Annotated in this window: 23 protein-coding genes; 12 read left to right on the top strand and 11 right to left on the bottom strand. The window is 72.2% G+C overall.

The genetic code is table 11. From position 1 onward, the window contains the following. Positions 1–28: 28 nt before the first annotated feature. From N865_RS10795 to N865_RS10785, 3 genes are read left to right on the top strand one after another with little or no spacing between them, the layout of a single operon-like run. The gene (locus N865_RS10795) at positions 29–634 is read left to right on the top strand and encodes a helix-turn-helix domain-containing protein (RefSeq protein ID WP_034805534.1); all 606 of its coding nucleotides are present in this window, start codon (positions 29–31) and stop codon (positions 632–634) included. After that, positions 627–1,367, top strand: a complete 741-nt coding sequence (locus tag N865_RS10790) for a B3/B4 domain-containing protein (RefSeq protein ID WP_051510457.1) — start codon at positions 627–629, stop codon at positions 1,365–1,367. Before N865_RS10795 ends, N865_RS10790 begins: the two co-directional genes overlap by 8 nt. 31 nt (positions 1,368–1,398) lie before the next feature. After that, positions 1,399–2,241: an EamA family transporter gene (locus N865_RS10785; protein WP_051510469.1), complete on the top strand. Its 843-nt coding sequence runs from the start codon at positions 1,399–1,401 to the stop codon at positions 2,239–2,241. An 8-nt stretch (positions 2,242–2,249) separates the two neighbouring features. Here N865_RS10785 and N865_RS10780 read toward each other — a convergent pair whose 3' ends face one another. Continuing rightward, the gene (locus N865_RS10780; RefSeq protein WP_034805395.1) at positions 2,250–2,813 is read right to left on the bottom strand and encodes a hypothetical protein; all 564 of its coding nucleotides are present in this window, start codon (positions 2,811–2,813) and stop codon (positions 2,250–2,252) included. Between the two features lie 76 nt (positions 2,814–2,889). Here N865_RS10780 and N865_RS10775 point away from each other — a divergent pair, with 76 nt between their 5' ends. Beyond that, positions 2,890–3,621 carry a class I SAM-dependent DNA methyltransferase gene (locus N865_RS10775; RefSeq protein WP_034805528.1) on the top strand — a complete coding sequence of 244 codons (732 nt, stop codon included), beginning with the start codon at positions 2,890–2,892 and terminating at the stop codon, positions 3,619–3,621. A gap of 14 nt (positions 3,622–3,635) precedes the next feature. Here N865_RS10775 and N865_RS10770 read toward each other — a convergent pair whose 3' ends face one another. Further along, positions 3,636–4,121 (bottom strand): MarR family winged helix-turn-helix transcriptional regulator, encoded by a 486-nt coding sequence (locus tag N865_RS10770; RefSeq protein ID WP_169735735.1) that lies wholly within the window; start codon positions 4,119–4,121, stop codon positions 3,636–3,638. A 6-nt stretch (positions 4,122–4,127) separates the two neighbouring features. On the opposite strand from N865_RS10770, the gene N865_RS10765 reads away from it, so the two are divergent. After that, the gene (locus N865_RS10765) at positions 4,128–5,234 is read left to right on the top strand and encodes a serine hydrolase domain-containing protein (protein ID WP_084328140.1); all 1,107 of its coding nucleotides are present in this window, start codon (positions 4,128–4,130) and stop codon (positions 5,232–5,234) included. Positions 5,235–5,243: 9 nt separating this feature from the next. On the opposite strand, the gene N865_RS10760 is transcribed toward N865_RS10765, so the two are convergent. Beyond that, positions 5,244–5,732, bottom strand: coding sequence for a DUF1269 domain-containing protein (locus N865_RS10760; protein ID WP_034805393.1), 489 nt, complete (start codon positions 5,730–5,732; stop codon positions 5,244–5,246). Between the two features lie 216 nt (positions 5,733–5,948). Between N865_RS10760 and pta the strand changes: the two genes are divergently transcribed. Both pta and N865_RS10750 read left to right on the top strand, forming a co-directional pair. Continuing rightward, positions 5,949–8,075, top strand: a complete 2,127-nt coding sequence (gene pta, locus N865_RS10755; protein ID WP_051510455.1) for a phosphate acetyltransferase — start codon at positions 5,949–5,951, stop codon at positions 8,073–8,075. Further along, a complete protein-coding gene (locus N865_RS10750) occupies positions 8,072–9,256 on the top strand; it encodes an acetate kinase (protein ID WP_034805391.1) in 1,185 nt (394 codons plus the stop codon). Before pta ends, N865_RS10750 begins: the two co-directional genes overlap by 4 nt. 27 nt (positions 9,257–9,283) lie before the next feature. Here N865_RS10750 and N865_RS10745 read toward each other — a convergent pair whose 3' ends face one another. After that, the gene (locus tag N865_RS10745) at positions 9,284–10,138 is read right to left on the bottom strand and encodes an SDR family oxidoreductase (RefSeq protein WP_034805388.1); all 855 of its coding nucleotides are present in this window, start codon (positions 10,136–10,138) and stop codon (positions 9,284–9,286) included. A gap of 153 nt (positions 10,139–10,291) precedes the next feature. Here N865_RS10745 and N865_RS10740 point away from each other — a divergent pair, with 153 nt between their 5' ends. After that, positions 10,292–11,422, top strand: a complete 1,131-nt coding sequence (locus N865_RS10740; RefSeq protein ID WP_034805515.1) for an AI-2E family transporter — start codon at positions 10,292–10,294, stop codon at positions 11,420–11,422. Positions 11,423–11,495: 73 nt separating this feature from the next. Here the strand turns inward: N865_RS10740 and N865_RS10735 are convergent, their stop codons facing one another. From N865_RS10735 to N865_RS10710, 6 genes are all read right to left on the bottom strand, one after another. Next, on the bottom strand, positions 11,496–12,488 hold the full coding sequence (locus N865_RS10735) for a hypothetical protein (protein ID WP_034805384.1): 993 nt from the start codon (positions 12,486–12,488) through the stop codon (positions 11,496–11,498). A 70-nt stretch (positions 12,489–12,558) separates the two neighbouring features. Beyond that, on the bottom strand, positions 12,559–13,197 hold the full coding sequence (locus tag N865_RS10730; RefSeq protein ID WP_051510454.1) for a GNAT family N-acetyltransferase: 639 nt from the start codon (positions 13,195–13,197) through the stop codon (positions 12,559–12,561). A 72-nt stretch (positions 13,198–13,269) separates the two neighbouring features. Then, complete coding sequence (locus tag N865_RS10725; protein WP_034805382.1) at positions 13,270–13,782, bottom strand: MogA/MoaB family molybdenum cofactor biosynthesis protein; 513 nt, start codon at positions 13,780–13,782, stop codon at positions 13,270–13,272. After that, complete coding sequence (moaC, locus tag N865_RS10720) at positions 13,775–14,200, bottom strand: cyclic pyranopterin monophosphate synthase MoaC (RefSeq protein WP_051510468.1); 426 nt, start codon at positions 14,198–14,200, stop codon at positions 13,775–13,777. Before moaC ends, N865_RS10725 begins: the two co-directional genes overlap by 8 nt. 164 nt (positions 14,201–14,364) lie before the next feature. Beyond that, positions 14,365–15,588 carry a molybdopterin molybdotransferase MoeA gene (locus N865_RS10715; RefSeq protein WP_034805511.1) on the bottom strand — a complete coding sequence of 408 codons (1,224 nt, stop codon included), beginning with the start codon at positions 15,586–15,588 and terminating at the stop codon, positions 14,365–14,367. Position 15,589: 1 nt separating this feature from the next. Continuing rightward, entirely contained in the window at positions 15,590–16,981 is a 1,392-nt protein-coding gene (locus N865_RS10710) for a UTP--glucose-1-phosphate uridylyltransferase (RefSeq protein ID WP_034805509.1), read from the bottom strand. 59 nt (positions 16,982–17,040) lie between these two features. On the opposite strand from N865_RS10710, the gene N865_RS10705 reads away from it, so the two are divergent. Next, complete coding sequence (locus N865_RS10705; RefSeq protein WP_051510453.1) at positions 17,041–17,682, top strand: 5-formyltetrahydrofolate cyclo-ligase; 642 nt, start codon at positions 17,041–17,043, stop codon at positions 17,680–17,682. On the opposite strand, the gene N865_RS10700 is transcribed toward N865_RS10705, so the two are convergent. Then, the gene (locus tag N865_RS10700; RefSeq protein WP_034805379.1) at positions 17,657–20,272 is read right to left on the bottom strand and encodes a penicillin acylase family protein; all 2,616 of its coding nucleotides are present in this window, start codon (positions 20,270–20,272) and stop codon (positions 17,657–17,659) included. The genes N865_RS10705 and N865_RS10700 overlap by 26 nt on opposite strands. A gap of 207 nt (positions 20,273–20,479) precedes the next feature. On the opposite strand from N865_RS10700, the gene N865_RS10695 reads away from it, so the two are divergent. The 3 genes from N865_RS10695 (at position 20,480) to N865_RS10685 (ending at position 23,330) form a co-directional block, all read left to right on the top strand. After that, on the top strand, positions 20,480–22,000 hold the full coding sequence (locus N865_RS10695) for a potassium/proton antiporter (RefSeq protein WP_211244891.1): 1,521 nt from the start codon (positions 20,480–20,482) through the stop codon (positions 21,998–22,000). A gap of 43 nt (positions 22,001–22,043) precedes the next feature. Then, the gene (locus tag N865_RS22275) at positions 22,044–22,397 is read left to right on the top strand and encodes an FmdB family zinc ribbon protein (protein ID WP_034805378.1); all 354 of its coding nucleotides are present in this window, start codon (positions 22,044–22,046) and stop codon (positions 22,395–22,397) included. A 72-nt stretch (positions 22,398–22,469) separates the two neighbouring features. Next, positions 22,470–23,330 carry an S-methyl-5'-thioadenosine phosphorylase gene (locus tag N865_RS10685; RefSeq protein ID WP_034805377.1) on the top strand — a complete coding sequence of 287 codons (861 nt, stop codon included), beginning with the start codon at positions 22,470–22,472 and terminating at the stop codon, positions 23,328–23,330. The last annotated feature ends 138 nt before the right edge of the window (positions 23,331–23,468 follow it).

Genomic DNA, 23,468 nt, shown 5'->3' with positions numbered 1-23,468 from the left:
TGCACCGGCAGTGCACTATGCTGCACTCATGGATCAGGAGACAGCCGACCTCGCAGCGGCGATCGGAGCTCGGGTCCGGCAGGAGCGTCAGGCGCGGCGATGGACGCTCGACCAGCTGGCAGAGACGGCCGGGGTCAGTCGCCGGATGGTGGTCAACGTGGAGCAGGGGGCCGCGAACCCGAGCGTCGGAACGCTGCTGAGGATCAGCGACGCGCTCGGCGTGGGTCTCCCGTCACTCGTCGAGCGACCCCAGCCCAGGCCGGTCAGGGTCACCCGGCACGGTGCAGGTGCCGTCCTGTGGAGCGGCGAGCACGGCGGGCGCGGAGTGCTCGTCGCCGGAACCGAGCCGCCCGACGTGGTCGAGCTCTGGGACTGGACCCTGGGCGTCGGCGACGCGCACCTGAGCGAGGCCCACACGGCGGGGACGAAAGAGCTCATCCAGGTCCAGCAGGGCAGCGTCACCGTCGAGGTGGCAGACCAGTCGGTGACCCTCACCGAGGGCGATGCGATCACCTTCGCGGGCGACCTGCCCCACTCGTACGCCAATCAGGGGACGCAGCCGGCGAGGTTCTCCCTGGCTGTCTTCGAGCCGGGCGTGGGGACCGGTCCCCGGTCGGAGGTGCACGGTGGCTGAGGGCCGACCACTGGACGACGTCCTCGCCGGAGCCTCGGTCGACCGCGACGTGTTCCTGCTGCGGCCCGACTACCGAGCCATGCTGGTGGCGGTCGACGGGCTCACCCCGGGCCGGGGCGACGAGGCGAGCGACACGCTGTTGCGGGCGGCGGAGGCCGCTGCTCGCGTGGCGCTGGACGGCACAGCCGTCGAGGAGGTCCCGCACGTGGCCGCGTGGCGAGAGGCGTACCGGGCGTTCGGCGCGAAACCCCAACGGACCCGCAACAGCCTCGAGGCCCTCCTCCGGCGTGCCGGGGACGGGCTGCCGCGCTTGAACCCGCTCACCGACATCTACAACGCGGTGTCGGTGCTGCACCAGGTCCCGGTCGGCGGGGAGGACCTGGCCCGCTACACCGGTTACCCGCGCCTGGTCCGGGCCACCGGCGCCGAACCCTTCGACACGGCCGCAGCTGGCGCCCCCGTGGTCGAGCACCCGGATGCCGGCGAGGTCGTGTGGTGCGACGACGCGGGCGTGACGTGCCGCCGATGGAACTGGCGCCAGGCCCGACGCACGCAGCTGAGAGAGGACACCACTTCGGCGCTGTTCATCATCGACGCACTCGACCCGATGACCACCGAAGCACTCCAGGCCGCCACCGACGACCTGGTCACCCACCTGAGCCTGCTCGGACCCGAGGTCCGGGTCGCCCGTCGCCTCCTCGCCGCCGACGCGATCGCGTCAGGGGGACACTGACGTGCCACCGTGGGGACTGGCCCTGGCGGCGATGCTGTCGGTGCAGCTCGGCTCTGCCCTGTCGGTGCCGGTGATCGACACCGTGGGACCCGCTGGGACGGCGTGGCTCCGACTCAGCATGGGTACAGTCGTCTTCATGGCACTGTCCCGTCCCCCGCTGCGTTCGGTCAGGCGTGCTGACCTGCCGACGCTGCTCGGCCTGGGCGTCACGACCGGCCTCGTCACCATCGCGTTCCTCGCCGCCATCGAGCGGATCCCCCTGGGCACGGCCGTGGCCGTCGAGTTCCTCGGCCCGCTCACCGTCGCGGCCGTGCGCAGCCACAGCAGGCGGGCGCTCGTCTGGCCGGCTCTCGCCCTGCTCGGCGTGGTCCTGCTCACCGAGCCCTGGCACGGCGACGTCAACCCCGCGGGCCTCGCCTTCGCCGGCGTCGCCGCCGTCGGGTGGGCCACGTACATCCTGCTCACCCAACGGATCGGCGACCGGTTCTCCGGCATCGGCGGCCTCTCGATGACGGTGCCCGTCGCTGCTCTCACCGCGGCCGTCGTCGGAATCCCGCAGAGCACCGGGCACCTCAGCCCGTCAGTGCTCGCGGCCGCCGCCGGCCTGGCCGTCCTCCTCCCGGTCCTCCCGTTCGCCCTCGAGCTGCTCGCGCTGCGTCGCCTGACGACGAGCGCATTCGGGACGCTCATGGCTCTCGAACCCGCCATCGGCGTGCTCCTCGGGCTGCTCGTCCTGAACCAGCGGCCCGCACCGCTCCAGGTGGGGGGCATCCTCCTCGTCGTGCTCGCCGGCGCAGGTGCCCAACGCGGCGGGGGGCGCCGTCCCGACGCCGCGAGCGCCAGGGTCCACTCCGAGCCCGACCTCGTCGGCTGACCTTCGGCTCAGGGGATCTCGATGCGCATCACGCAGTTCTTCAGGCCCTTGGGCCGGACGTAGCTGAATCCGGTCCGCTCGAAGAGCGTCCGAGTGCCGTTGTAGAGGACCGAGACCGTCTTGCCCTCGGTGTCGTGCGGGTACCCCTCCACCACTCCCCCGCCGGCCTGTGCGATCAGGTCGAGAGCCCCACGGAGGGCGAGCGCCATCATCCCCTGACGTCGGTACTTCTTGTCCACGAACATGCAGGTGATCCGGTAGTCGGGCAGCCGGTCGAGCTCGGCGTCGTACTGCTTGCGGTGGTAGATGTTCGGCAGCTCCTCGGGGCTGCCGTACTCGCACCAGGCCACGGCCTCGTCCGCGTCGAACACCAGCGCAGCGTGGGCACGGCCCTCGTGGACCAACCGCTCCTTGAGGGCGCGGTTACCCTCCGCGGTGAACGTCTTCTCCGCACTGAAGGTGTGGAACCACGTGCACCAACAGCCGCCGAAGACCCCGTTGTGCCGCTCGACGAGACGGGCGAACGCATCCCAGGTGTCGGGATCGAGTGGCTTGACCGTGTACTCGCTCATGAACCCGCTCCGTTCCGTCGGTCGACACCCACTAAACCAGTGGCCGCCGACGTCGCTCCAGTACGAGGCTGCCGTCATGACGAGCAGCGACTACTGGGATGCCGAGACTGCCGAGCGCTACGACGAGAGCTCGGCCTTCATGTTCGCGCCGGAGGTGCTCGACCCCGCGGTCGACGTCCTGGCCGATCTCGCCGGCGACGGACCTGCTCTCGAGCTGGCGATCGGGACCGGACGGGTGGCCATCCCCCTGACGGAGCGCGGCGTCCCGGTCAGCGGCATAGAGCTCTCGCAGCCGATGGTCGACCAGCTCCACCGGAAGCGGGCCGACATCCCCGTCGTCGTGGGCGACATGGCAACGAGCAGTGTGCCGGGGAGGTTCTCCCTCGTCTACGTCGTCTGGAACAGCATCGGCAACCTGCGCACCCAGGCCGAGCAGGTCGCCTGCTTCCGCAACGCGGCCCGCCACCTTTCACCTGGTGGGCGGTTCGTCGTCGAGCTGTGGGTCCCGGGAATCCGACGCTTCACGCCCGGCCAGGCCGCGGTCCCCTTCCACGTCGGGCGCCACCACGTCGGCTTCGACACCTACGACCTCACCACCCAGCAGGGCACGTCGCACCACTACCGGCGCCACCCGGACGGCAGCGTGACCTACGGCGCCAGCAACTTCCGCTACATCTGGCCCGCCGAGTGCGACCTCATGGCGCAGCTCGCAGGGATGGACCTCGAGCGCCGCACCGCCGACTGGCAGGGCAGCCCGTTCACCAACGACAGCGAGAGTCACGTCTCGGTCTGGCGCAAGCCCGCCTGACCTCCCACGTCTGGTCACGCCCCAGCACGTATGCCGTCCACGACCGTCCGCAGTCTCAGCAGGACCTCGAGGGCGTCCTCGGCCCGGGAGCCGAGCCTCTCTGCAACCTCCGTGCGGAGAGGCGCGAACAGTGCGCCGGCCGCGCGGTGCGCTCGACGCCCCTTGGGTGTCAGGCGGATCCGGTAGGACCGCCGGTCATCCGGGTTCGGCTCGCGGGTCACGTGCCCGCGGGCCTCGAACCGCTTGACGTAGCTCGACACCGTCGTGGCGGGGGCCGCCAGCCACCGGGCCAGCTCGGTCGGCGTGATGGTCGGTGCCGCGCTGAGCACCGAGTAGATCGCATACTCGTCCCCGGTCAGGCCCGAGGGCGCGAGGGCGCTGTCGAGCAGGTCCTCGGTGGACCGCGCCACGAGCCAGACGAGGAACAGCGCGTCCACCCCTTCGACCTGCACCTCGGCGGGCGAAAGCGCCTTGACAGATGTACTGCGAGATCGCACCATGTGGGAATGGTAATACGAAATCGCAGTGAACTGCAGGAGGTGCATGCCGGCCTGCTCGACGCTGTCACCAGCCTGAGGCGCCGCGCACACGTCCCCGGCCTGTCACTCGCCGTCGTCGACCGCGACCGGCTTGTCTTCGCCGGCGGCTTCGGTGCTGCCGACCTCGCCGGCGGCAGGCCCGCGACGCCGTCGACGGCATACCTCTGGTTCTCCTTGTCGAAGCTCGTCACGGCCACGGCCGCGCTCCGGCTCGCCGAGGAGGGGCGGCTCGATCTCGACGCACCGGTCGGCACGTACGTCGACCACCTGACTGCCCCGGGGCCGCGCCAGCCGACGGTCCGGCAGCTGCTCGACCACACCGCCGGGCTCGCGAACCCCCTCCCCATCCGGTGGGCCCATGCGGCCGGCGACGGCGCGCCCGACCCCGCAGCGCTGCTGCGACGGGTGATGTCCCGGAGGAGGGCCTACCGCTACCCCGTCGGCGAGTCCGCCCGCTACACGAACCTCGGCTACCTCGCGGCCGGGGAGGTCATCAGCACGGCCGCGGGCCGGCCGTTCGAGGAGTACGTCCGGCAGGCAGTCCTCGGACCGGCGGGCATGCACCGCACGGGCTTCGCCTATCGGCCCGACGCTAACGCGGCGACCGGCTACGTCCGTGCACCGAGGGCGGCCGACCCGGTCCTGCGTCGCCTCCTGCCCGCGGGGGTCGCCGGCCCGCGCCACGCCGGCCACCTCGCCCTCAACCGGTTCCACGTCGACGGCCCCGCCTACGGTGGCCTCGTCGGAGACGTCCTCGATGCCGGTCGCTTCCTCAGGCTGCACCTCGGCGACGGTGAGATCGACGGGACCCGCATCCTGCGGCCGGAGACGACGCGCGCGATGCGCGAGCTGAACCGCAAGGGCAAGCCGTTCGACCACGGCGTCGGCTGGTTCAGACGCCCCACCCGTGGGCGAGGCGACTGGGTCGAGCACCTCGGCACCGGCGCCGGGTTCTGGAACATCATGCGCCTCTACCCCGACCGGGGACTGGGCGTCGTGGTCATGACCAACAGCACGAGCGGCTTCGACGTGGAGCCCCTGTTCGAGCTCCTCGTCGAGGCCCCCTGGTCGTGACCCGTCCGCTCAACGGCCGCCGAACGTCTGGAGCAGGACGGTGCGCTCGGCATCGGTGAGGTTGGTCTCGATCAGCTTCTTCGGCATCGTCTTGAAACGGTCGCCCAGCCGGTCGAGGTCGCCCTCGTCGGTGACCATGAAGAGGGCCGAGCTGCCCTCCGTGACCTCCGTGCGGATGCGCTCGAGCTGCTCCTTCGTGATGCCCGTCCCCTCGGTCGCCTTGCTGATGGCGCCGATCGCGGCTCCGGCGACACCCCCGATGACGGGAACGAAGAACAACGCCCCGGCGACCATGCCCCACAGGGCACCCCAGCCGCCACCGCGCACGGTCGCGTCGTGGCTGTGCTTCGTCGTCGGCTTCGGATCGCCCTGGGGCCACGACACGACGGCATGGTCGAGGACCTTCACCAGCCCCTCCGACTCTGCCTGCTTGAGCAGGTGCGAGGCCTGCTCGGCGCCGGCCGGGTCCTCGAACTTCCACACGGTGAAGGCGGTCATCTGGCACTCCTCAGGTCGGGCCCCTGGCAGGGGCGCCCGCCCCGTGCCGGCCGCCTCCGAGGCTACTCCGGCACCCCGGCCCATTCCGTCGTTCGGGTGGGACGTCTGGCCCTGCCCCGCGGGGAGGTCGGCGGGGCACCCGCGGGCCCAGCGGCATACGTCCGCCGATCCGCACGCGCCGGGGCGGGGCCGGGACGGACACGATAGGTTCGACCCGTGAGCCGTAGCGTCTACGTCGCTTCACCGGAGGGCCTCACGGGCAAGTCCGCCGTCGCCCTCGGGCTGCTCGATGCGCTGATCCGCGAGGTGGGTTCCGTCGGAGTCTTCCGGCCGCTCACGACCCTCGAGGGGGCGGACCCCGACGGCGTCGACCACGTCCTCGACATGCTCGTCAGCCAGCCGGGCGTCGCCCAGACCTACGACGAGGCCCTGGGCGTCACGTACGCCGAGGCCCGGCGCGACCCCGACGAGGCGCTGCACGTCATCGTCGAGCGCTTCGGCCACCTGAGCAGCCGCTTTGACGTCGTCCTCGTCCTCGGCTCCGACTACACGGACGTCTCGACCGGGACCGAGCTGTCCTTCAACGCCCGCGTGGCCGCCAACCTCGGCTCCCCCGTCGTCCTCGTCGTGCACGGCCGCGACCGGACCCCCGAGCAGGTCCGCGTGGCCGCCGAGGGGGCGATCGCCGAGCTGCGCGCCAACCACGCCCACGCCGTCGCCGTCATCGCCAACCGCGTCGACCCCGAGCTCACCGAGCCGACCCGGGCCGCCCTCGAGGAGCTCGGGTTCGCCGTCACGGCAGCGCTGCCCGAGAGCCCGCTCCTGTCCGCCCCCAGCTTCCGGGCGCTCGTCGAGGCCGCGGAAGGCTCGCTCGTCCTCGGCAACGAGACGTGGCTCGACCGCGACAGTCTCGGGCTCCTCGTCGCCGCCATGAGCCTGCCCAACGTCCTCTCGCGCCTGCGCACCGACGTCACCGTCATCGCCCCGAGCGACCGCACCGACCTCATCCCCGGGCTCATGCTCGCGCACCAGTCGGGCACCTTCCCGACGCTCGCCGGCATCGTCCTGACGGGCGGCTACCAGATCCCCGACACGATCCGGCGCCTGTCGGCCGGCGTCCAGCAGGACCTGCCCATCGCCCTGACCGACCACGACACGTTCTGGACCGCAGAGCACCTCGCCCAGCTCCACGGCTCGATCCACAAGGACTCGACCAACAAGATCGAGACCGCACGGCGCCTCTTCGCCGAGCGGGTCGACCAGGCGGCCCTGCTCACAGCCATCGACGTCTCGGCCTCCGACGTGCGCACCCCGCTCATGTTCGAGTTCCAGCTCATGCAGCGGGCCCGCGCCGACCGGAAGCACATCGTCCTGCCAGAGAGCCAGGACGACCGCATCCTCGAGGCCGCCTCGATCCTGCTCCGCCGCGGCGTCGCCGACCTCACCCTCCTCGGCGAGGAGACGGTGGTCCGGGCGCGGGCCTCGGCGCTCGGACTCGACATCGACGACGCGACGGTCGTGTCGCCGAAGGACCCCGAGCTCGTCGAGCGCTTCGCGCAGGAGTACACCCGCCTGCGCGCCCACAAGGGGATGGAGCTCGGGCGGGCCCGCACGATCGTCCAGGACATCTCCTACTTCGGCACGATGATGGTCCACCTCGGCCTCGCCGACGGGATGGTGTCGGGCGCCGTGAACACGACCGCCCACACGATCCGCCCCGCCCTCGAGTTCATCAAGACCAGGGACGGCGTGCGGACCGTGTCGAGTGTCTTCCTCATGTGTCTCGAGGACCGGGTCCTCGTGTACGGCGACTGTGCCGTCATCCCCGACCCGACGACCGAGCAGCTCGCCGACATCGCCCTGTCGTCGGCCGAGACCGCCCGCCAGTTCGGCATCGACCCCCGCGTCGCGATGCTGTCCTACTCCACGGGCGACTCGGGCTCGGGCGCCGAGGTCGAGAAGGTGCGGGCCGCGACGGCTCTGGTCGCCGAGCGGGCGCCCGACCTGCTCCTCGAGGGACCGATCCAGTACGACGCCGCCGTCGACCCCACGGTCGGGCGCACCAAGCTGCCCGGCTCCGACGTCGCGGGCCGAGCCACGGTGTTCGTCTTCCCCGACCTCAACACCGGCAACAACACCTACAAGGCCGTCCAGCGCAGCGCCCACGCCGTCGCCATCGGCCCGGTCCTGCAGGGCCTGCGCCGTCCCGTCAACGACCTGTCGCGAGGAGCGCTCGTGGAGGACATCGTCAACACGGTGGCGATCACCGCCATCCAGGCCCAGTCGACCGTCGCCACGGCACCGACCGCGGCCGCCGCGGCGTCGACGACGGACGCCCGATGAGCGGGCACCTCGCGGGGACGGACGCCGGCCTGCCCGTCCTCGTCCTCAACGCCGGCTCGTCGTCGCTCAAGTACCAGCTGCTCGTCCCCGAGACCTCGCACGTCCAGGCGAGCGGCATCGTCGAACGCATCGGCGAGCCCGGGAGCGACGTCCCCGACCACCGGGCCGCGATCACCGTCATGTCCGAGCGGCTCCGCGAGGAGGGCATCGACGTCGACGCGCTGAAACCCCGGGCCGTGGGCCACCGGGTCGTCCACGGCGGCTCCACCTTCTCCGACCCAGTCGTCATCGACGACGACGTCGTGGCTCGGATCCGCGAGCTCGTGCCCCTCGCGCCGCTGCACAACCCCGGGGCCGTGACGGGGATCGAGGCCGCCCGGGCGCGCTTCGACGTGCCGCACGTCGCCGTCTTCGACACGGCCTTCTTCGCGACGCTCCCGGCCGAGGCGGCCACCTACGCGATCCCCCGCGACCTCGCCCGTCAGCACCGGATCCGGCGCTACGGCTTCCACGGCACCTCGCACCACTTCGTCTCCCGCGCCGCCGCCGAGCTCGTCGCGCGTCCCGTCGAGGAGCTCAACCAGGTCGTCCTGCACCTCGGTAACGGGTGCTCCGCCTCCGCCATCCGCGGCGGGCGGGCCGTCGAGACGTCGATGGGGATGACCCCGCTCGAGGGCCTCGTCATGGGAACGCGGTCAGGCGATGTCGATCCCGGCCTGCACGCCTTCCTCCACCGCGAGCTCGGGATGTCACTCGTCGAGATCGACCGGCTCCTCAACTCCGAGTCGGGCCTGCGGGGGCTCGCCGGCGTCAACGACTTCCGGGCCATCGAGGAACGCATCGAGCAGGGCGACGCCGACGCACAGCAGGCCTTCGACGTCTTCGTCCACCGGCTGCGCCACTACGTCGGGGCCTACATGGCCCAGCTCGGCCGCCTCGACGTGCTGTCCTTCACCGCCGGGATCGGCCAGCACAGCGCCCGCGTCCGCGCGGCGGTCGTCGGCGGCCTCGAGCACTTCGGCCTGTCGATCGACCCGCAGCGCAACGCGACCCGTTCGTCCGACGCACGAGTCATCTCGCCCGAGGGCTCGCCGGTGACGGTCGCGGTGGTCCCGACCAACGAGGAGCTCTCGATCGCACGCCAGGCCGCCGCCCTCTGCCGGGAGACCGAGCCCGCCTGAGCACGGCACCGCGGTGAGCGGCATACGTCAGTGGTGGCCTGCTTGCGACTCGAGGTACTCCCTCAGGGAGACGGGACGCCGGCCCGTGAGCCGTTCGACGTCGTCGCTGACGCCGTCCAGCTCTCCGGCCGCGATCGCGGTGTACGTGGAGACCCACGCGTCGACCTGCCAATCGGGGGCGCCGTATGCCGCTCGCGACGCATACGCCTCGGGGAGCGTCTCGTCGTGGAACGTCACATGCCGGCCCTGGACCTCGCCGATGGTTCTGGCCATCTCGGCCAGGGTGAGGGCCTCGGGTCCGGTGAGGTCGTAGGTCGCCCCGCGGTACTCGGCCGGGGAGAGGAGCACCGCGACGGCGGCCCGGGCGATGTCGTCGTGGGACACGACCGCCGCACGCCCCTCCCCCGCCGGGCCACGGATGACGCCGTCCTCGCCGACCATCTGGTCGATGAACTCGAGGTAGAGGTTGTCGCGGAGGAAGGTCCAGGCCATCCCGGAGGCCTTGACGTGCTCCTCCGTCGCCCAGTGGTCGCGGGCCAGCGTGAAGGTGGCATCGGGCGCGGCGCCGAAGAAGCTGACGTAGACGATGTGCCCGACGCCGGCGGCCGCCGCGGCGTCGACGAAGGCACGGTGCTCGTCGAGGCGGTCGGCGTTCTCGGCCGCCGACACCATGAAGAGCGTCGTCACCCCCGCGAGCGCCGCCTCGGCCGTCGACCGGTCCCGGTAGGCGCTCTGCACGGCGACGGCCCCGGGCAGGACCGGGGCGCGACCCGGGTCGCGGACGAGGAGCCGCTGGGCCACACCACGGGCCGCGAGGTCACTCGCGACGAGGCCACCGAGCCAGCCCGTCGACCCGGTCACGGCCAGCTGCAGATCCGCCATCCCCCGAGCCTAGGCGCATGAGTGCGCCCTTGTCGGATCGGTGCACCCTGCAGCCCGCACCGATCCGACGACCGCGCACCGATCTGTCACGGCCCGGCCACATCCAGAGCGGGGGTGCGGCGTGGACGGGGCCCGGCAGCATACGGTGTGGTCGTGACCGACAACCCGATGTCCCCCGCCGAACCGGGCCCCAGCGCCGTGCCCGAGGGCGTGCGTGTCGCGAGCGAGTGGTCCTGGCGGCTGCTCCTCATCGCGGGCGCCGTCTTCGCCCTCGCTCTCGGCCTGCGCTCGATCTCCGAGATCGTCGTGCCGATCGCCGTCGCCGTGCTCATGGCGGCGCTCCTCGCGCCGGTCGCGGGCCGTCTGCGGCGGCGGCTGCCGGCGGGTGCCGCGGCAGGGATCACCCTCGCGAGCACGATCATCATCGTCGGCGGGCTGCTCACCGTCGTCGGGACGCAGTTCAAGAGCGGCCTCGCGGACCTGACGAGCCAGGTCGCCGCCGGGCTCGGCCAGGTCCGCGACTGGGTCCGCGACACGTTCCACATCACCGACTCGCAGTTCAACCAGTACTTCGAGGACTTCAAGAACAAGGTCGGCAACTCCGGCAACCTCGGCGACACGGCCGCCTCGGTGGGGCTCACGGCGACGCACTTCGTCGCGGGCCTCTTCATCGCGCTCTTCGCCCTGTTCTTCTTCCTCTACGAGGGCCGCACGATCTGGGCGTGGATCGTGCGGCTCTTCCCGAGGGCGGCCCGCGACAAGGTCGACTCGTCGGGTCTCATCGCCTGGGACCAGCTCTCGGCCTTCGTCCGCGCGACGATGATCGTCGCCTTCGTCGACGCGGTCGGCATCTCGCTCGGGGCCGCGATCCTCAAGGTCCCCTTCGCCTTCGCCATCGGCGTGCTCGTCTTCCTCGGCGCGTTCATCCCGATCGTCGGCGCGCTGCTGTCGGGTGTCGTCGCCGTGCTCCTCGCGCTCGTCTCCCACGGCCCCGGGGTCGCGCTCATCATGCTCGCCGTCGTCATCGGCGTGCAGCAGCTCGAGTCGCACGTCCTCCAGCCGTTCCTGCTCGGCAAGGCCGTCGACGTCCACCCGCTCGCCGTCATCCTCGCCATCGCGGCGGGCTCGATCATCGCGGGGATCGTCGGCGCGCTCGTCGCGGTGCCGTTCGCGGCCGTCTCCAACGCCGTCGGCAAGCACCTGTTGTCGGGCGAGTCGGAGGCCGAGCTCGAGGGTGAGCTCGAGGAGAACGCCGAGGAGGGTGGGGAGCCGGCCCGCGTGTGAGGGCGTGCTCCCGACCCTCCGAAACCGACCCGCGGTCGAGTCGAGTGGTTCAGGCGGCGGGTCAGCAGGCGGGTCAGCCGGAGACGGCGCGCCGGGCGAACAGCGCCCGGTCGTCGAGCTCGTCGGCCTCGTCGGCGAACTCGGGCGTCTCGAAGACGTCGGCCGGGATCCCGCTCTCGGTGAGGCGCGGCTGGGCCTTCGCCTTCATCGCGTAGGTGGGGGTCGGCACGGGGACGGGGCTCCACGTGCCGTCGGCGTGCAGGCCGGGCGCATCGACCGCGGCCTGCTGCTCGAGCGCGACCTCCACGACGCCGGCCTGGACGTCGAACACGTCGTATGCCGTTGAGCCGGCCCGGGCGACCGCCCCCGCTGCCGCGGTGGCCGGGTGGGCGACCGAGCCCGGGACGAGATCGGGGTCGGCGAGGGAGGCCACGACCTCCTCGGGGCGGATGACCTGGGTGTCGTCGCTCGAGAGGACGGGGGCCTGCGCAGGACGGCGCACCCGCTCCTGGACGCGGCGGCGAGCCCGGCGCAGGCGGTCGGCCTGGACCTCGGTGCGCAGCCAGACGAGGACGGCCACGACGGTGAGCGCCGCGAACGGGACGGAGATCCAGCGGATGACCTGGGCGAGGGCCAGGCCGACCGAGACCGGCAGCCAGAGCAGCGACAGCAGGAGGAGGACGGCCCGGAGGCGGCGCTGGGCCATCGACACGACCGGGGCCGGCGTCGGGGTCGTCTCGACCTCATGGTGCACCGGGACGTCGGCAGCCCCGGGACGGCCCAGGAGCGGCGCGTGCCCGTGCGGGGGCCCGGCCGGCACGGATCGCCTCGCGTCGACGGTCGGTCGGACGACGCGGGCCGGTGCCACGGAGTGCGCGTGCCCGCGAGCGGGGGCTGGCTCCTCGGTCGGGGCTCCGGCGTGCGTCTCCAGGACGCGCATCCCGTCGGAGAAGCCGTCCATCGTCCGTGCGGCGGCGGCGTTGTCGCGGCGGCGCGCGAAGTGCTGGACGAGATAGGCAGCCCAGATCGCCACGATGACGACGAAGATCAGGCTGCTGGCAGGCACGTGACCCACGGTAGGGTGCGCCCTCGGTCAGGGCATGCATATTCCGCGCGTGTCGCGCAAGAGGCTGGTGTTACACCTGAGACAGACGTGACATGAGCGTCGAGCCCTCGAGCTCCTCCTGCGTGATGGCGAAGCTGCGGTGGTCGCGCCAGGCGCCGTCGATGTGGAGGAAACGCCTGCGGATCCCCTCCTCGCGCAGGCCGAGCCGCTCCACGAGGGCGAGCGACCGGGTGTTCTCGAGGCGGATGTTGACCTCGACCCGGTGCAGCCCGGCCGGCCCGAGGGCGTGGTCGATCGCCAGGGCGACCGCCCGCGTGGCGACTCCATGGCCGGTCATGGTCTCGGCGAGCCAGTATCCGATCGCCCCGGAGAGCTGTGCCGCCCGGACGATCCCGAAGACGTGGACCTGCCCGACGATCTGGCCTCCGACCTCGATGCACCACGGCAGGGCACGGTCGGCCCGCGCCTCCTGGTCGAGCTCGCGGACGAAGTTGCGGAAGGTGACCGGCGCTCTGGAGGCTTCCCCGGGAGGCAGGGTCGGCTCCCACGGCTGGACGTGGGCGGCGTTGTCGCGGCGCACCTGCTGCCATTCGCGCTCGTCGCTCTGGCGGAGCGGGCGCAGCACGATCGTCGGGGTTGCCGCCGTGTCGCGCAGGACGACCGGCCACGGGGCGCGGCCGTCACGCTCGGGCCGCCAGGGCATCCTCATGCGCTCGTCCTCATGCTCCCGCCCTCGCGCTCTCGTCCTCGCGGCGTCGGACTCGTGGTGTCCCCATGGACGTCAGTGGTCGCTTCCGGGGACCTGGTCGAGGGCGTGGCCGAGCACGGGTTCGAGGACGTCGAGCGCATCGGAGACCCCGCCGCTCGAGCCGGGCAGGTTGGCCACGAAGGTGTGCCCGGCCAGGCCGACGAGCCCGCGCGACAGCATGGCGGTCGGGACGCCCCTGGCGACGCCGGCGGCCCGGATCGCCTCGGCGACGCCGGGCACGAGCCGGTCGAGGAGCGGCGCGGTCTGCTCGGGGGTCACGTCGGTGGGGGTCAGTCCCGTGCCGCCGGTCGTGAGGACGAGCTCGGGCTCGCTCGCCAGGACGTCGCGCAGGGCGTAACCGAACGCGTCGCCGTCAGCGACGACGACGGGGTGCCCGACCTCGAACCCCCAAGCGCGCAGGCGCTCGACGATGACCGGCCCCGACCGGTCGGGGTAGACCCCGTCGGCGGCCCGGGTCGAGGCGGTGACGACGACGGCGCGGCGGCCGTGGCCGAAGGGTCGGCCGTGGGTCTGCTGCTCACTCATGCCAGTCCCCCGAGCGGCCGCCGGACTTCGCCGTGACCCTGACGTCGGTGATCCTCGCGTGCTTGTCGACGGCCTTGACCATGTCGACCAGGGCGAGCGCGGCGACCGTCACCGCGGTCAGGGCCTCCATCTCGATGCCGGTGCGGTCGGCGGTGCGGACCGTGGCGCTGATCTCGGCCCCGCTGTCGACGACGGCGAGCTCGACGCTCACGGCGTGGACGGCGATCGGGTGGGCGAGCGGGATGAGCTCGGGCGTGCGCTTGACCGCCTGGATGCCGGCGATCCGCGCGACGGCGAGCGCGTCGCCCTTGGGCACCGTGCCGGTGCGGAGCGCCTCGACGGCCGCGTGGCTGAGCAGGACCCGCCCCGCCGCGCTCGCCTCCCGGGCGGTGACGGCCTTTGCCGACACGTCGACCATGTGGGCGGTGCCGTCGGCCCGCACGTGGGTCAGTCCGGAGGTGTCGTCAGCCACGCGGCCATCATGTCACCGGTCGCCCGCGGGTATGCCGGATGGTCTCGACTCGACGTGAGTCCGCCCGGCGTGCCGGACCGCCCGACTCGGTCACGGACCGCCCGACTCGCTCAGTCGTCGAGGAGGATCGCGTCGACGACCTCGCCCGCACCGACCTCGGTCGTGTCCTCCGCGATGACGAGCAGCGCGTTGGCCCGGGACAGGTCGGCGACGAAGTGCGACCCCTGGCCGGCGACGGGCTCGGCGACGAGCGTGCCGTCGGCCCCGGTCGTCACGACCGCCCGGGCGAGCTGGCGTCGCCCGGCGACCGAACGCAGGCCGCTCGTCAGCACGGCGCGACGCGTCGGTCGGACGGGGTCGGCGTGACCCATGAGCCGGCGCAGCGCGGGTCGGACGAACACCTCGAAGGAGACGTAGGAGGAGACGGGGTTCCCGGGCAGCGCGAAGAGCGGGACCGCCCGGCCGCCCGGCCCGGCGAGGAAGCCGAACCCCTGGGGCTTGCCCGGCTGCATCGCCACCTGGACGAAGTCGACGCCCTCCGAGCGGAGCGCGCTCTTGACGACGTCGTAGGCGCCCATCGACACCCCGCCGCTCGTCACGACGGCGTCGGCGACCCCGACGACCTCGTCGACGACGGCGAGCAGCTCCTCGTCGGTGTCGCCCACAGCGGAGCGGATCTCGGCCGTCGCGCCGGCCCGGGTCGCTGCGGCCCACAGCATCGAGGAGTTGGAGTCGTGGATCTGACCCGGCCCGAGCGGCTGCCCGGGCTCGACGAGCTCGGCGCCCGTCGAGAGGACGACGACGTGCGGCCGCGGGACGACATCCACGGTCGCGTGACCGCTCGCGGCGAGCAGCGCGACGGTCCGCGGCCCGACGACGTCGCCCGCGCGCACGACGACCGAGCCGGCGGCGACGTCCTCCCCCCGGCGACGGACGAACCGGCCCACCGGCGCCTCGGCGCGGCACTCGACGCTCCCCGTCGCGGCTCCGTCGGTGTCCTCGACGGCGATGACCGCGTCGGCACCCTCCGGCATCGGTGCGCCCGTCATGATCCGGACGGCCTCGCCCTTGCCCACCGAGACCGTCGGCGCGTCACCGGCCGCGACCTCGCCGACGAGGCTCAGGGTCACCGGGCGGGCAGCCGCGCCTGCGAGCGAGACGGACTGGACGGCATACCCGTCCATCGACGAGTTGTCGAAGCCCGGCAGGTCGACGCGAGCCACGACGTCGCCCGCGACGACGAGCCCGAGCGACTCGGCGAGCGAGACGGTCTGCGATGCCGCAGGCGTCAGCGACGACAGGATCGCCGCGAGGTGCTCGTCGACGCTACGCACGTCAGCTGCCGAACGGGGGGCGGTCACCGAGGACGGCACCGTCGTGGATGTGGCGCAGGCCGTCGACGAGGACGTCACCGACGCAGACGACGTCCTTGCCGAAGACGGGGTCGCCGATGACGCGCAGGCTCGTGCACTCGATCATCGACGGCGCACCGTAGGGGAAGCGCTTCTCGAAGCCGGGGACGAAGCGGTAGGCCGAGTCGAGGTCGACGTAGGGCTCGGGGCCCGGCCGCGCCGCCACGACGTGGTAGCTCTCGTCGAGCGTGAAGAAGTCGGAGCGGATGACGAGCAGGTCATTCGTCGTCTTGACCGGGCGGAACCGGGTCCGGGGCACGAGGATCGCCTCGGACCCCTCGAAGACCTCGATGGCCGTGCCCATCGCCGACTCGAGCTGGATGACGACCGGTGAGTCCGGCTGCGCCGGGTCGACGGTCTTGCGGTTGATGATGATCGGCAGCCCGAGGACACCCTCGTGGGCCAGCATCCGCTCGCGCAGGACCTCGAGGTTGACCCAGACGTTGTTGGCGTTGAACGTGCTGTGCCGCGCGATGTCGCGGAAGTAGCTCTCCTCGCCGTCCGCCACCATGGCCGTGTCACGCAGGATGAGCCGCCCGTCGGACTTGCGCACCGCGAGGTGGCCGCCCTTGCGGTCGCTCTTGGTCCGCTCGCACACCTCCGCGACGAACGGCAGGTCGTGCTCGACCATCCACGCGGCGACGTCCGGGTCGCACGTCGCACCGAGGTTGTCGGAGTTGGACAGGAACGCGAAGCGGATGCCCTTGGCGAGGAGCGCGTCGAGCACCCCCGAGGTCATGAGCGAGACGAAGATGTCGCCGTGGCCGGGCGGGCACCACTCGAGCTCGGGGTCCTCGGGCCAGTCGACCGGCATGAGGTCGTCGGGGCGCAGCTTGGGCTCGGCGTTCTGGATGAAGTCGAGCGGGAGCCCGTCGACGCGCAGGGTCGGGTACTTGTCGAGGATCCGGAGCGACTCCTCCGAGGTCCGGAACGAGTTCATGAGGACGAGGGGCAGCTCGACGCCCCACCGCTCGCGCAGGTCGAGGACCTGCAGGGCGATGATGTCGAGGAAGGTCAGGCCGTCCTTGACCTCGAGTGCCGACTTGGCGCCGGACATGCCCATGCCGGTGCCGAGGCCGCCGTTGAGCTTGATGACTGCGGTCTGCGAGAGGGCGCCGCGGGCCTGCTCGTCGCTGACCTGGACCTCGCCCAGCGCCTGGATCTCGCCGAGCGGCTCGATCGTGCTCTCGGGGATCGTCCCCATGGCTCCGTGCTCGAGCTGGTCGTAGTAGTACGCGAAGACGCGGATGGCCTCGGGGCCGAGGCCGCGGCGGCGCATTCGTTCCACAGACGCGGCGAGACCCTCGTGACTCATGGTCATCACCCTACGATGAGCCTCATGACGGTCAGGCCACTCCGACGGAGACGCCGAGCATGACCAGCCCCACGAAGCGTGATGTACGTCACGCGGCGCGGGCCCTTCGCGCCCGCCTGGCTGCCGCGCTCGACGCCGAACCGGGCCGCCGGGAGGCCGCAGCCGAGGCGATCGCGGCGACGGTCCTCGGGTTCGTCCCCGACCGGGCGCGCGTCGCGGCCTACGTCTCCCTGCCCGACGAGCCGCCCACGGACCGCCTCGTCGAGGCGCTCCTCGAGGCGGGACACGAGGTCATCGTGCCCGTCGTCCTCGACGACTACTCCCTCGAGTGGACGTATGCCGCTCCCGGCGCCGTCGGCGACCGCGCGACGGTCACGCGCCGTCCCCGCGACACCCACGACGGGTCCGAGGCGGGCTGGCTGGGACTCGACGCCCTGTCGACCTGCGACCTCGTCGTCACGCCCGGCCTGTCGGTCGACCGGCACGGCACGCGGCTCGGCCAGGGCGGCGGGTGCTACGACCGTGCGCTGGTCCACCGCGACCCGGCGGCGCCCGTCATCACCCTGCTCCACGAGGGGGAGTCGAGCGAGGCCGACCTGCCGCGCGACGACTACGACCTCCCGGTCGACGGCTGGGTCACGACGACAGGTCGCCTCGTCAGGGTCACGCCACGGGTCACTGCCCCGGGCTCGTCGGGCTGAGGGACCCACTCGGGCCGGTCGGGGTGACCGGGTCGAGCGTGAGCTCGTCGGCCGAGGCCTCCTTGACCGCCTGATCCGTGAACGGCCACGGGAACGGCTCGTTGGCGACCCAGGCGTCGATCTGGTCGGTGTAGTGGGGGTCGTAGGCGTGCCCCGACTGACCGGTCGAGTTGACCCAGAGGGACCGGTCGAGGTCGGAGAGGTCGACGACCATCCGCATCGACGGGCCGGACGTGACGTCGTAGCCCGGGTCGGAGGCCTTCCACGAGTTGGCGTTGACGATGGCGTTGCCGCCGCCGAGCTCGATCCCGCCCCGGTCGAAGAGGCTGCGCACGACCTCGGGGACCGACGGGTCGCCCATGACCGGGTGCTTGAGGTCGAGCTGGTGCAGGCGCCCCCACCGCCACGTGGCGGGGACCTTGCCGAGCTTGCGGGCGAGGTCGAGACGGGCGTCGACGAGGGCGCGCTTGAGGATCTCGCCCGACCCCTCGGTCACGCCCGGCGTGGTCTTGTCGTCCCACCAGTCGTTCTTCGGGTCCTTGAGCAGCTGCTCGATGACGATCATCCAGCGACTTCCGCCGTCGGGCGCCATGTCCGGCGGCAGCTCGTCGAAGGTGTACTCGAGCAGGTGCTTCCACACGGCGTTGTAGTACGCCGCCGCGGCCGCGTCACGGCTCTTGTCGCCGGGCTGGCTGCCGTCCCAGTCGCGGAGCAGTCGCTGCGCCTGGGCCGTGAAGTCGTCGACCTGGACGGCGAGGAGGCGCTCGACGAGCGTCGGTGCGTACGTGTTGCGGACGTCACCCTGGATCTGCGACATGACCTGCGGCGACACCTTCGGGGTCGACGCGAGGAGCGTGCGGATGCGCTGGGCGCGGAAGCCGTAGTCCCACTCCGTCGTGAGGAACGGGGTCGGGCTCGCCGTCACGGCCTGGTTGGCCGTGACGATGTAGCCCTCGCTCGGGTCGTACGTGTGCGGCAGGTCGTCGAAGGGCACGTAGCCCTTCCAGTCCCACTGGCTGTCCCAGCCCGGCGCGGGCCAGAAGCCCGGCGGCTCGTCGGGCGTCGCGGAGCGCCGGATCGGGATGCGGCCCGGGGCCTGGTAGCCGATGTGGCCCTCGGTGTCGGCGTAGACGAGGTTCTGGGAGGGGACGGCGAAGAGCTCGGCCGCCGCCCGGAACTCCTTCCAGTTGCGGGCCCGGTCGAGGGCGAAGATCGCGTCGCCGGTCGTCGAGGGGGTGAGGGCCGTCCAGGCCAGCGACACGGCATACCGGTTGGTCTGCTGCGCCCCACGGACGACGACGCGGTCGCCCGCCTCGTCCACGCCTGGGACGGCGTCGGAGAGGATCGGGCCGTGGACGGTGCTCCGCACCGTGAACGTGACGTCCGACCCGCCGGCCACCTTGATCGTCTCGGTCCGCTTCCTGACGGGGACCTGCACGCCGTCGCGGAGGTAGGTGTCTCCCGTGACCTGCTCGAGGTAGAAGTCGGTCACGTCGGGGTTGAGGTTGGTGAACCCCCACGCGATCGAGTCGTTGTGCCCGATGACGACGCCGGGCAGCCCGGAGAAGGTGAACCCCGAGACCCGGAACGGGCAGTCGGCGCTGACAGTGCGGCACTGGAGGTTGACCTGGGTCCAGATGCCGGGGATCGACAGGGACAGGTGCGGGTCGTTGGCGAGGAGGGGCTTGCCCGTCGTCGTGCGCGACCCGGAGACGACCCACGAGTTGGAGCCGATGTCGCGTCCGGCGCCGAGCTCGCTCGGAACCGCGTCGACGGCCCGTGCCGCGGCATCGAGGGCCGCGGCGCCGTCAGCGGTGCGGAAGGCTGCCGGGACGGCGCTTGCCGCCTGCGAGGAGTCCGCTGATGCGGACGGCTTCCAGTCGTCGGCCGAGAGGATCGGCAGGTTCCGCTCATAGGGGTACGGCGGGTAGAGCAGCTTGATCTGCTTGATCGACGTCGTGCGCCGCGAGAGGCGCGCGCGGGCGAGCTCGTCGTTGTAGTCGCCGCGGAGGTCCCAGGCCATGGCCTTGAGCCAGGCGAGCGAGTCGACCGGCGTCCACGGCTCGACCCGGTAGTCGGGGTTGGTCCGGCTGAGGAAGGTGTACTCGAGCGACATCTTCTCGGGGGATCCGGCCCGGCTGATGTAGGCGTTGACGCCGTCGGCGTAGGCCTGGAGGTACTGGCGTGTCTCGGGGGCGAGCTTGGGCAGCTCGGCCTCGGCGACGCGCCGCCAGCCCATCGTGCGGATGACGCGGTCCTTGTCGATGCCGCTCGACCCGACGAGCTCGGAGAGCCGCCCTGCGGTGATGTGGCGGCGCAGGTCCATCTCGAAGAAGCGGTCCTGAGCAGTGACGAAGCCCTGCGCGCGGAAGAGGTCGGCCGCGTTGTCGGCGTAGATCGTCGGCACGCCGCGGTCGTCGCGGATGACCTGGACCGAGCTCGTCAGGCCCTCGATCTTCAGCTCGCCCGTCGTCTGCGGGAACGTCTGGCGGACCGTCGAGATGGCGAGGATCACGACGCCAACGAGCGCCATGAGGAGCACGACGACGACGAGCAGGACGGCACCACGAGCACGCTTCAACCGAGACACGCCCCGAGCCTAGGCCACGGGTCGAGCCGCCCGAAGCGGCCCGCCGAGCGACCCGCTCGACGAGCCCACCGGGTATGCCGCTGACCCGCGGTCCCAGCCCCGCGCGGGCCGCGCTGGGGCAGGGTGCGCGCCGCCCGGCATACGCGGGGGCGTATGGGCCCCCCGGGCGGGTGGTTGGATGGGGGCCACCGACCCGAGGAGCTGCCGGTGACCGCGCTCGTGTCCTTCACGTCGTCGGGCATGACGCTCGACGACCTCACGCGTGTGCTGCTCATCGGCTCGGTCGTCCTGCTCGTGTCCGTCGCCGCCGTCCGGCTCTCGGTCCGCTCGGGCCTCCCGTCGCTGCTCATCTACCTCGGCATCGGGCTCGCGCTCGGCAACGCGGGTGCGGGCATCCAGTTCGACTCGGCGTCGATCACCCGCGTGCTCGGCTATGCGGCGCTCGTGCTCATCCTCGCCGAGGGCGGTCTGACGACGAAGTGGTCGAACATCCGCGAGTCGGTCGCCCCGGCGGCGGTCCTCTCGACGGTCGGCGTCGTCGTCTCCGTGCTCGTCGTCGCGGTCGGGGCGCACACGCTCCTCCCCCTGTCGTGGACGATCTCGCTGCTCATGGGCGCGATCGTCACGTCCACCGACGCCGCGGCCGTCTTCGCCGTGCTGCGCAACGTGCCGCTGCCCAAGCGCCTCTCCGGCATGCTCGAGGCGGAGTCGGGCTTCAACGACGCCCCGGTCGTCATCCTCGTCGTCGCGTTCGCCGCGCAGGGGATTCCGGGCGGCGAGACGCAGGCCTGGTACATCCTGCTCGGGCACGCGGCGCTGGAGCTGGCCGGCGGGGCTGTCGTCGGGGTGGCCGTCGGCTGGCTCGGCGGCGAGCTGCTGCGCCGGGTGGCCGGCACCTCGTCCGCCCTCTTCTCCATCGGGGTCCTGGCCCTCACCGTCCTCGCGTATGCCGCCGGTGCGGCGCTCCACGTCTCCGGCTTCCTCGCCACCTACCTGTCCGCGCTCGTCCTCGGCAACCGCGGGCTGCCCAACCGGACCTCGTTCCAGAGCTTCGCGACTGCACTCGGGTGGCTCGCGCAGATCGGCCTCTTCGTCCTGCTCGGGCTCCTCGCCGACCCGACCCGGCTCGGCGAGCAGCTCACCTCCGCCATCGTCATCGGCCTCGTCCTCCTGCTCGCGGCCCGGCCGCTCTCGGTCGTCCTGTCGACGGTGTGGTTCCGGGTCTCGTGGCGCGACCAGGTCTTCCTGTCGTGGGCGGGCCTGCGCGGCGCCGTCCCCGTCGTCCTCGCGACCGTGCCGCTGACGATGGGCACGCCCGACACGGAGTGGATCTTCGACCTCGTCTTCGTCCTCGTCGTCGTCTTCACCATCGTCCAGGCCCCGACGCTCGGCTGGGTGGCCCGCCGGCTCGGCGTGACGGAGCAGGTCCACTCGGTCGACGTCGACCTCGAGAGCACCTCGCTCATCGAGATCGGCGCCGACGTCATCCAGGTCAGCGTGGGCCAGGACTCCCACCTCCACGGGGTGGCGGTCTTCGAGCTGAGGCTGCCGAGGGGGGCCAACGTGACCCTCGTGGTGCGCGAGGGTGAGGGGTTCGTGCCCCAGCCCCACACGACGTTCCGCCACGGTGACCGGCTCCTCGTCGTCACGACCTCGAAGGTCCGCGCGCGCACCGAGCAGCGCATCCGCGAGGTGAGCCGGGACGGGCGACTCGCCGGCTGGACGTAGAATCGGGCCCAGGTCCCATCCCCGAGAAGCCCGAGGTCAGCCCGTGCCCACCTACTCGTATGCCTGCACCTCCTGCGGTCACGCCTTCGACATCCGCCAGTCGTTCTCCGACGACGCCCTGACGGTGTGCCCGGAGTGCACCGAGAAGGCGCTGCGCAAGGTCATCCACCCGGTGGGCATCGCCTTCAAGGGGTCGGGCTTCTACAAGACCGACTCGCGCGCCTCCGGCGGCAAGGGCTCGTCGGCCACGGCTCCCGCATCGGCCGCGACGGGTTCGTCCGACTCGTCGGCGTCCTCCAGCTCGTCCGAGTCCACGTCGTCCACGTCGTCCTCCTCCTCTGCCACTTCGTCGTCGACCGCCGCGCCCGCGGCCGCCTCGTCGTCCACAGCCTCCTGAGCCGCACGGGGGTCGTCCCCAGCCTCGCCGTATGCCGTCGGGCGCGCTGAGCCGCGCCCCTAGGCTGCGGTCATGACCTCTCCGAGCACGGGACCCAGCAGCTCCGCCCCCGCCGCGCGCGCCGAGATCGGCGTGATCGGCGGCTCCGGCCTCTACGACTTCCTCGACGACTACGAGACCGTCGACCTCGACACCCCGTTCGGCCGCCCGAGCGACCCGCTCGTGATCGGCGAGGTCGAGGGCCGGTCCGTCGCCTTCGTGGCCCGCCACGGCAAGGGCCATCGGTTCCCCCCGCACCGGGTCAACTACCGCGCCAACGTCTGGGCGCTCCGGGCCGTCGGCGTGCGCCAGATCCTCTCGCCGTGCGCGGTCGGTTCGCTCCAGGTCGACAACGGGCCCGGCACGGTCGTCGTGCCCGACCAGGTCGTCGACCGCACCTGGGGGCGCGGCCACACGATCTTCGAGGGCGAGGGTCCGGTCGTGCACATCGGGTTCGCCGACCCCTTCTGCCCCAACGGCCGGCAGGTGGCCGTCGACGCGGCGCGCCTCGCCGGTCTCGACGCCGTCTCCGAGGGCACCCTCGTCGTCGTCAACGGCCCCCGCTTCTCGTCGCGGGCTGAGTCCCTCATGCACCAGCAGGCGGGCTGGTCGATCGTCGGGATGACGGCGATGCCCGAGGCCACTCTCGCCCGCGAGCTCGCCATGTGTTTCACGACGATCGCCATGGTGACCGACCTCGACGCGGGGGTCGAGGGGGGCGACGCGGTCAGCCACGAGGAGGTGCTGCGCGTCTTCGCGGCCAACGTCGAGCGGCTCAAGGGCCTGCTTCGCGACGCGATCGGACAGATGCCGGCCCACGAGGACGACGCCACGGCGACCTGCCCGTGCCGCCGCAGCCTCGACGGCATCGAGCTGCCCTTCCAGCTCCCCTGATGCTCGGCCGGCGGCGGGCTGTCGCGCCGGGCGGTTCGTGGGCCGGAGCGCAGCCCGGGTCGGGCGCCGCGCGACCGGGTCCCGCCGGGTCTGGTGCAACCGGCTCCAGGCGACGACGGGGTGGGCGACGTCGCGTCG

The sequence above is a fragment of the Intrasporangium oryzae NRRL B-24470 genome (assembly GCF_000576595.1).
GTDB classification, from domain to species: Bacteria; Actinomycetota; Actinomycetes; order Actinomycetales; family Dermatophilaceae; genus Intrasporangium_C; species Intrasporangium_C oryzae.
The sequence above is the reverse complement of the archived record's forward strand: the minus strand, read 5'-3'. Positions and strand labels throughout refer to the sequence as shown.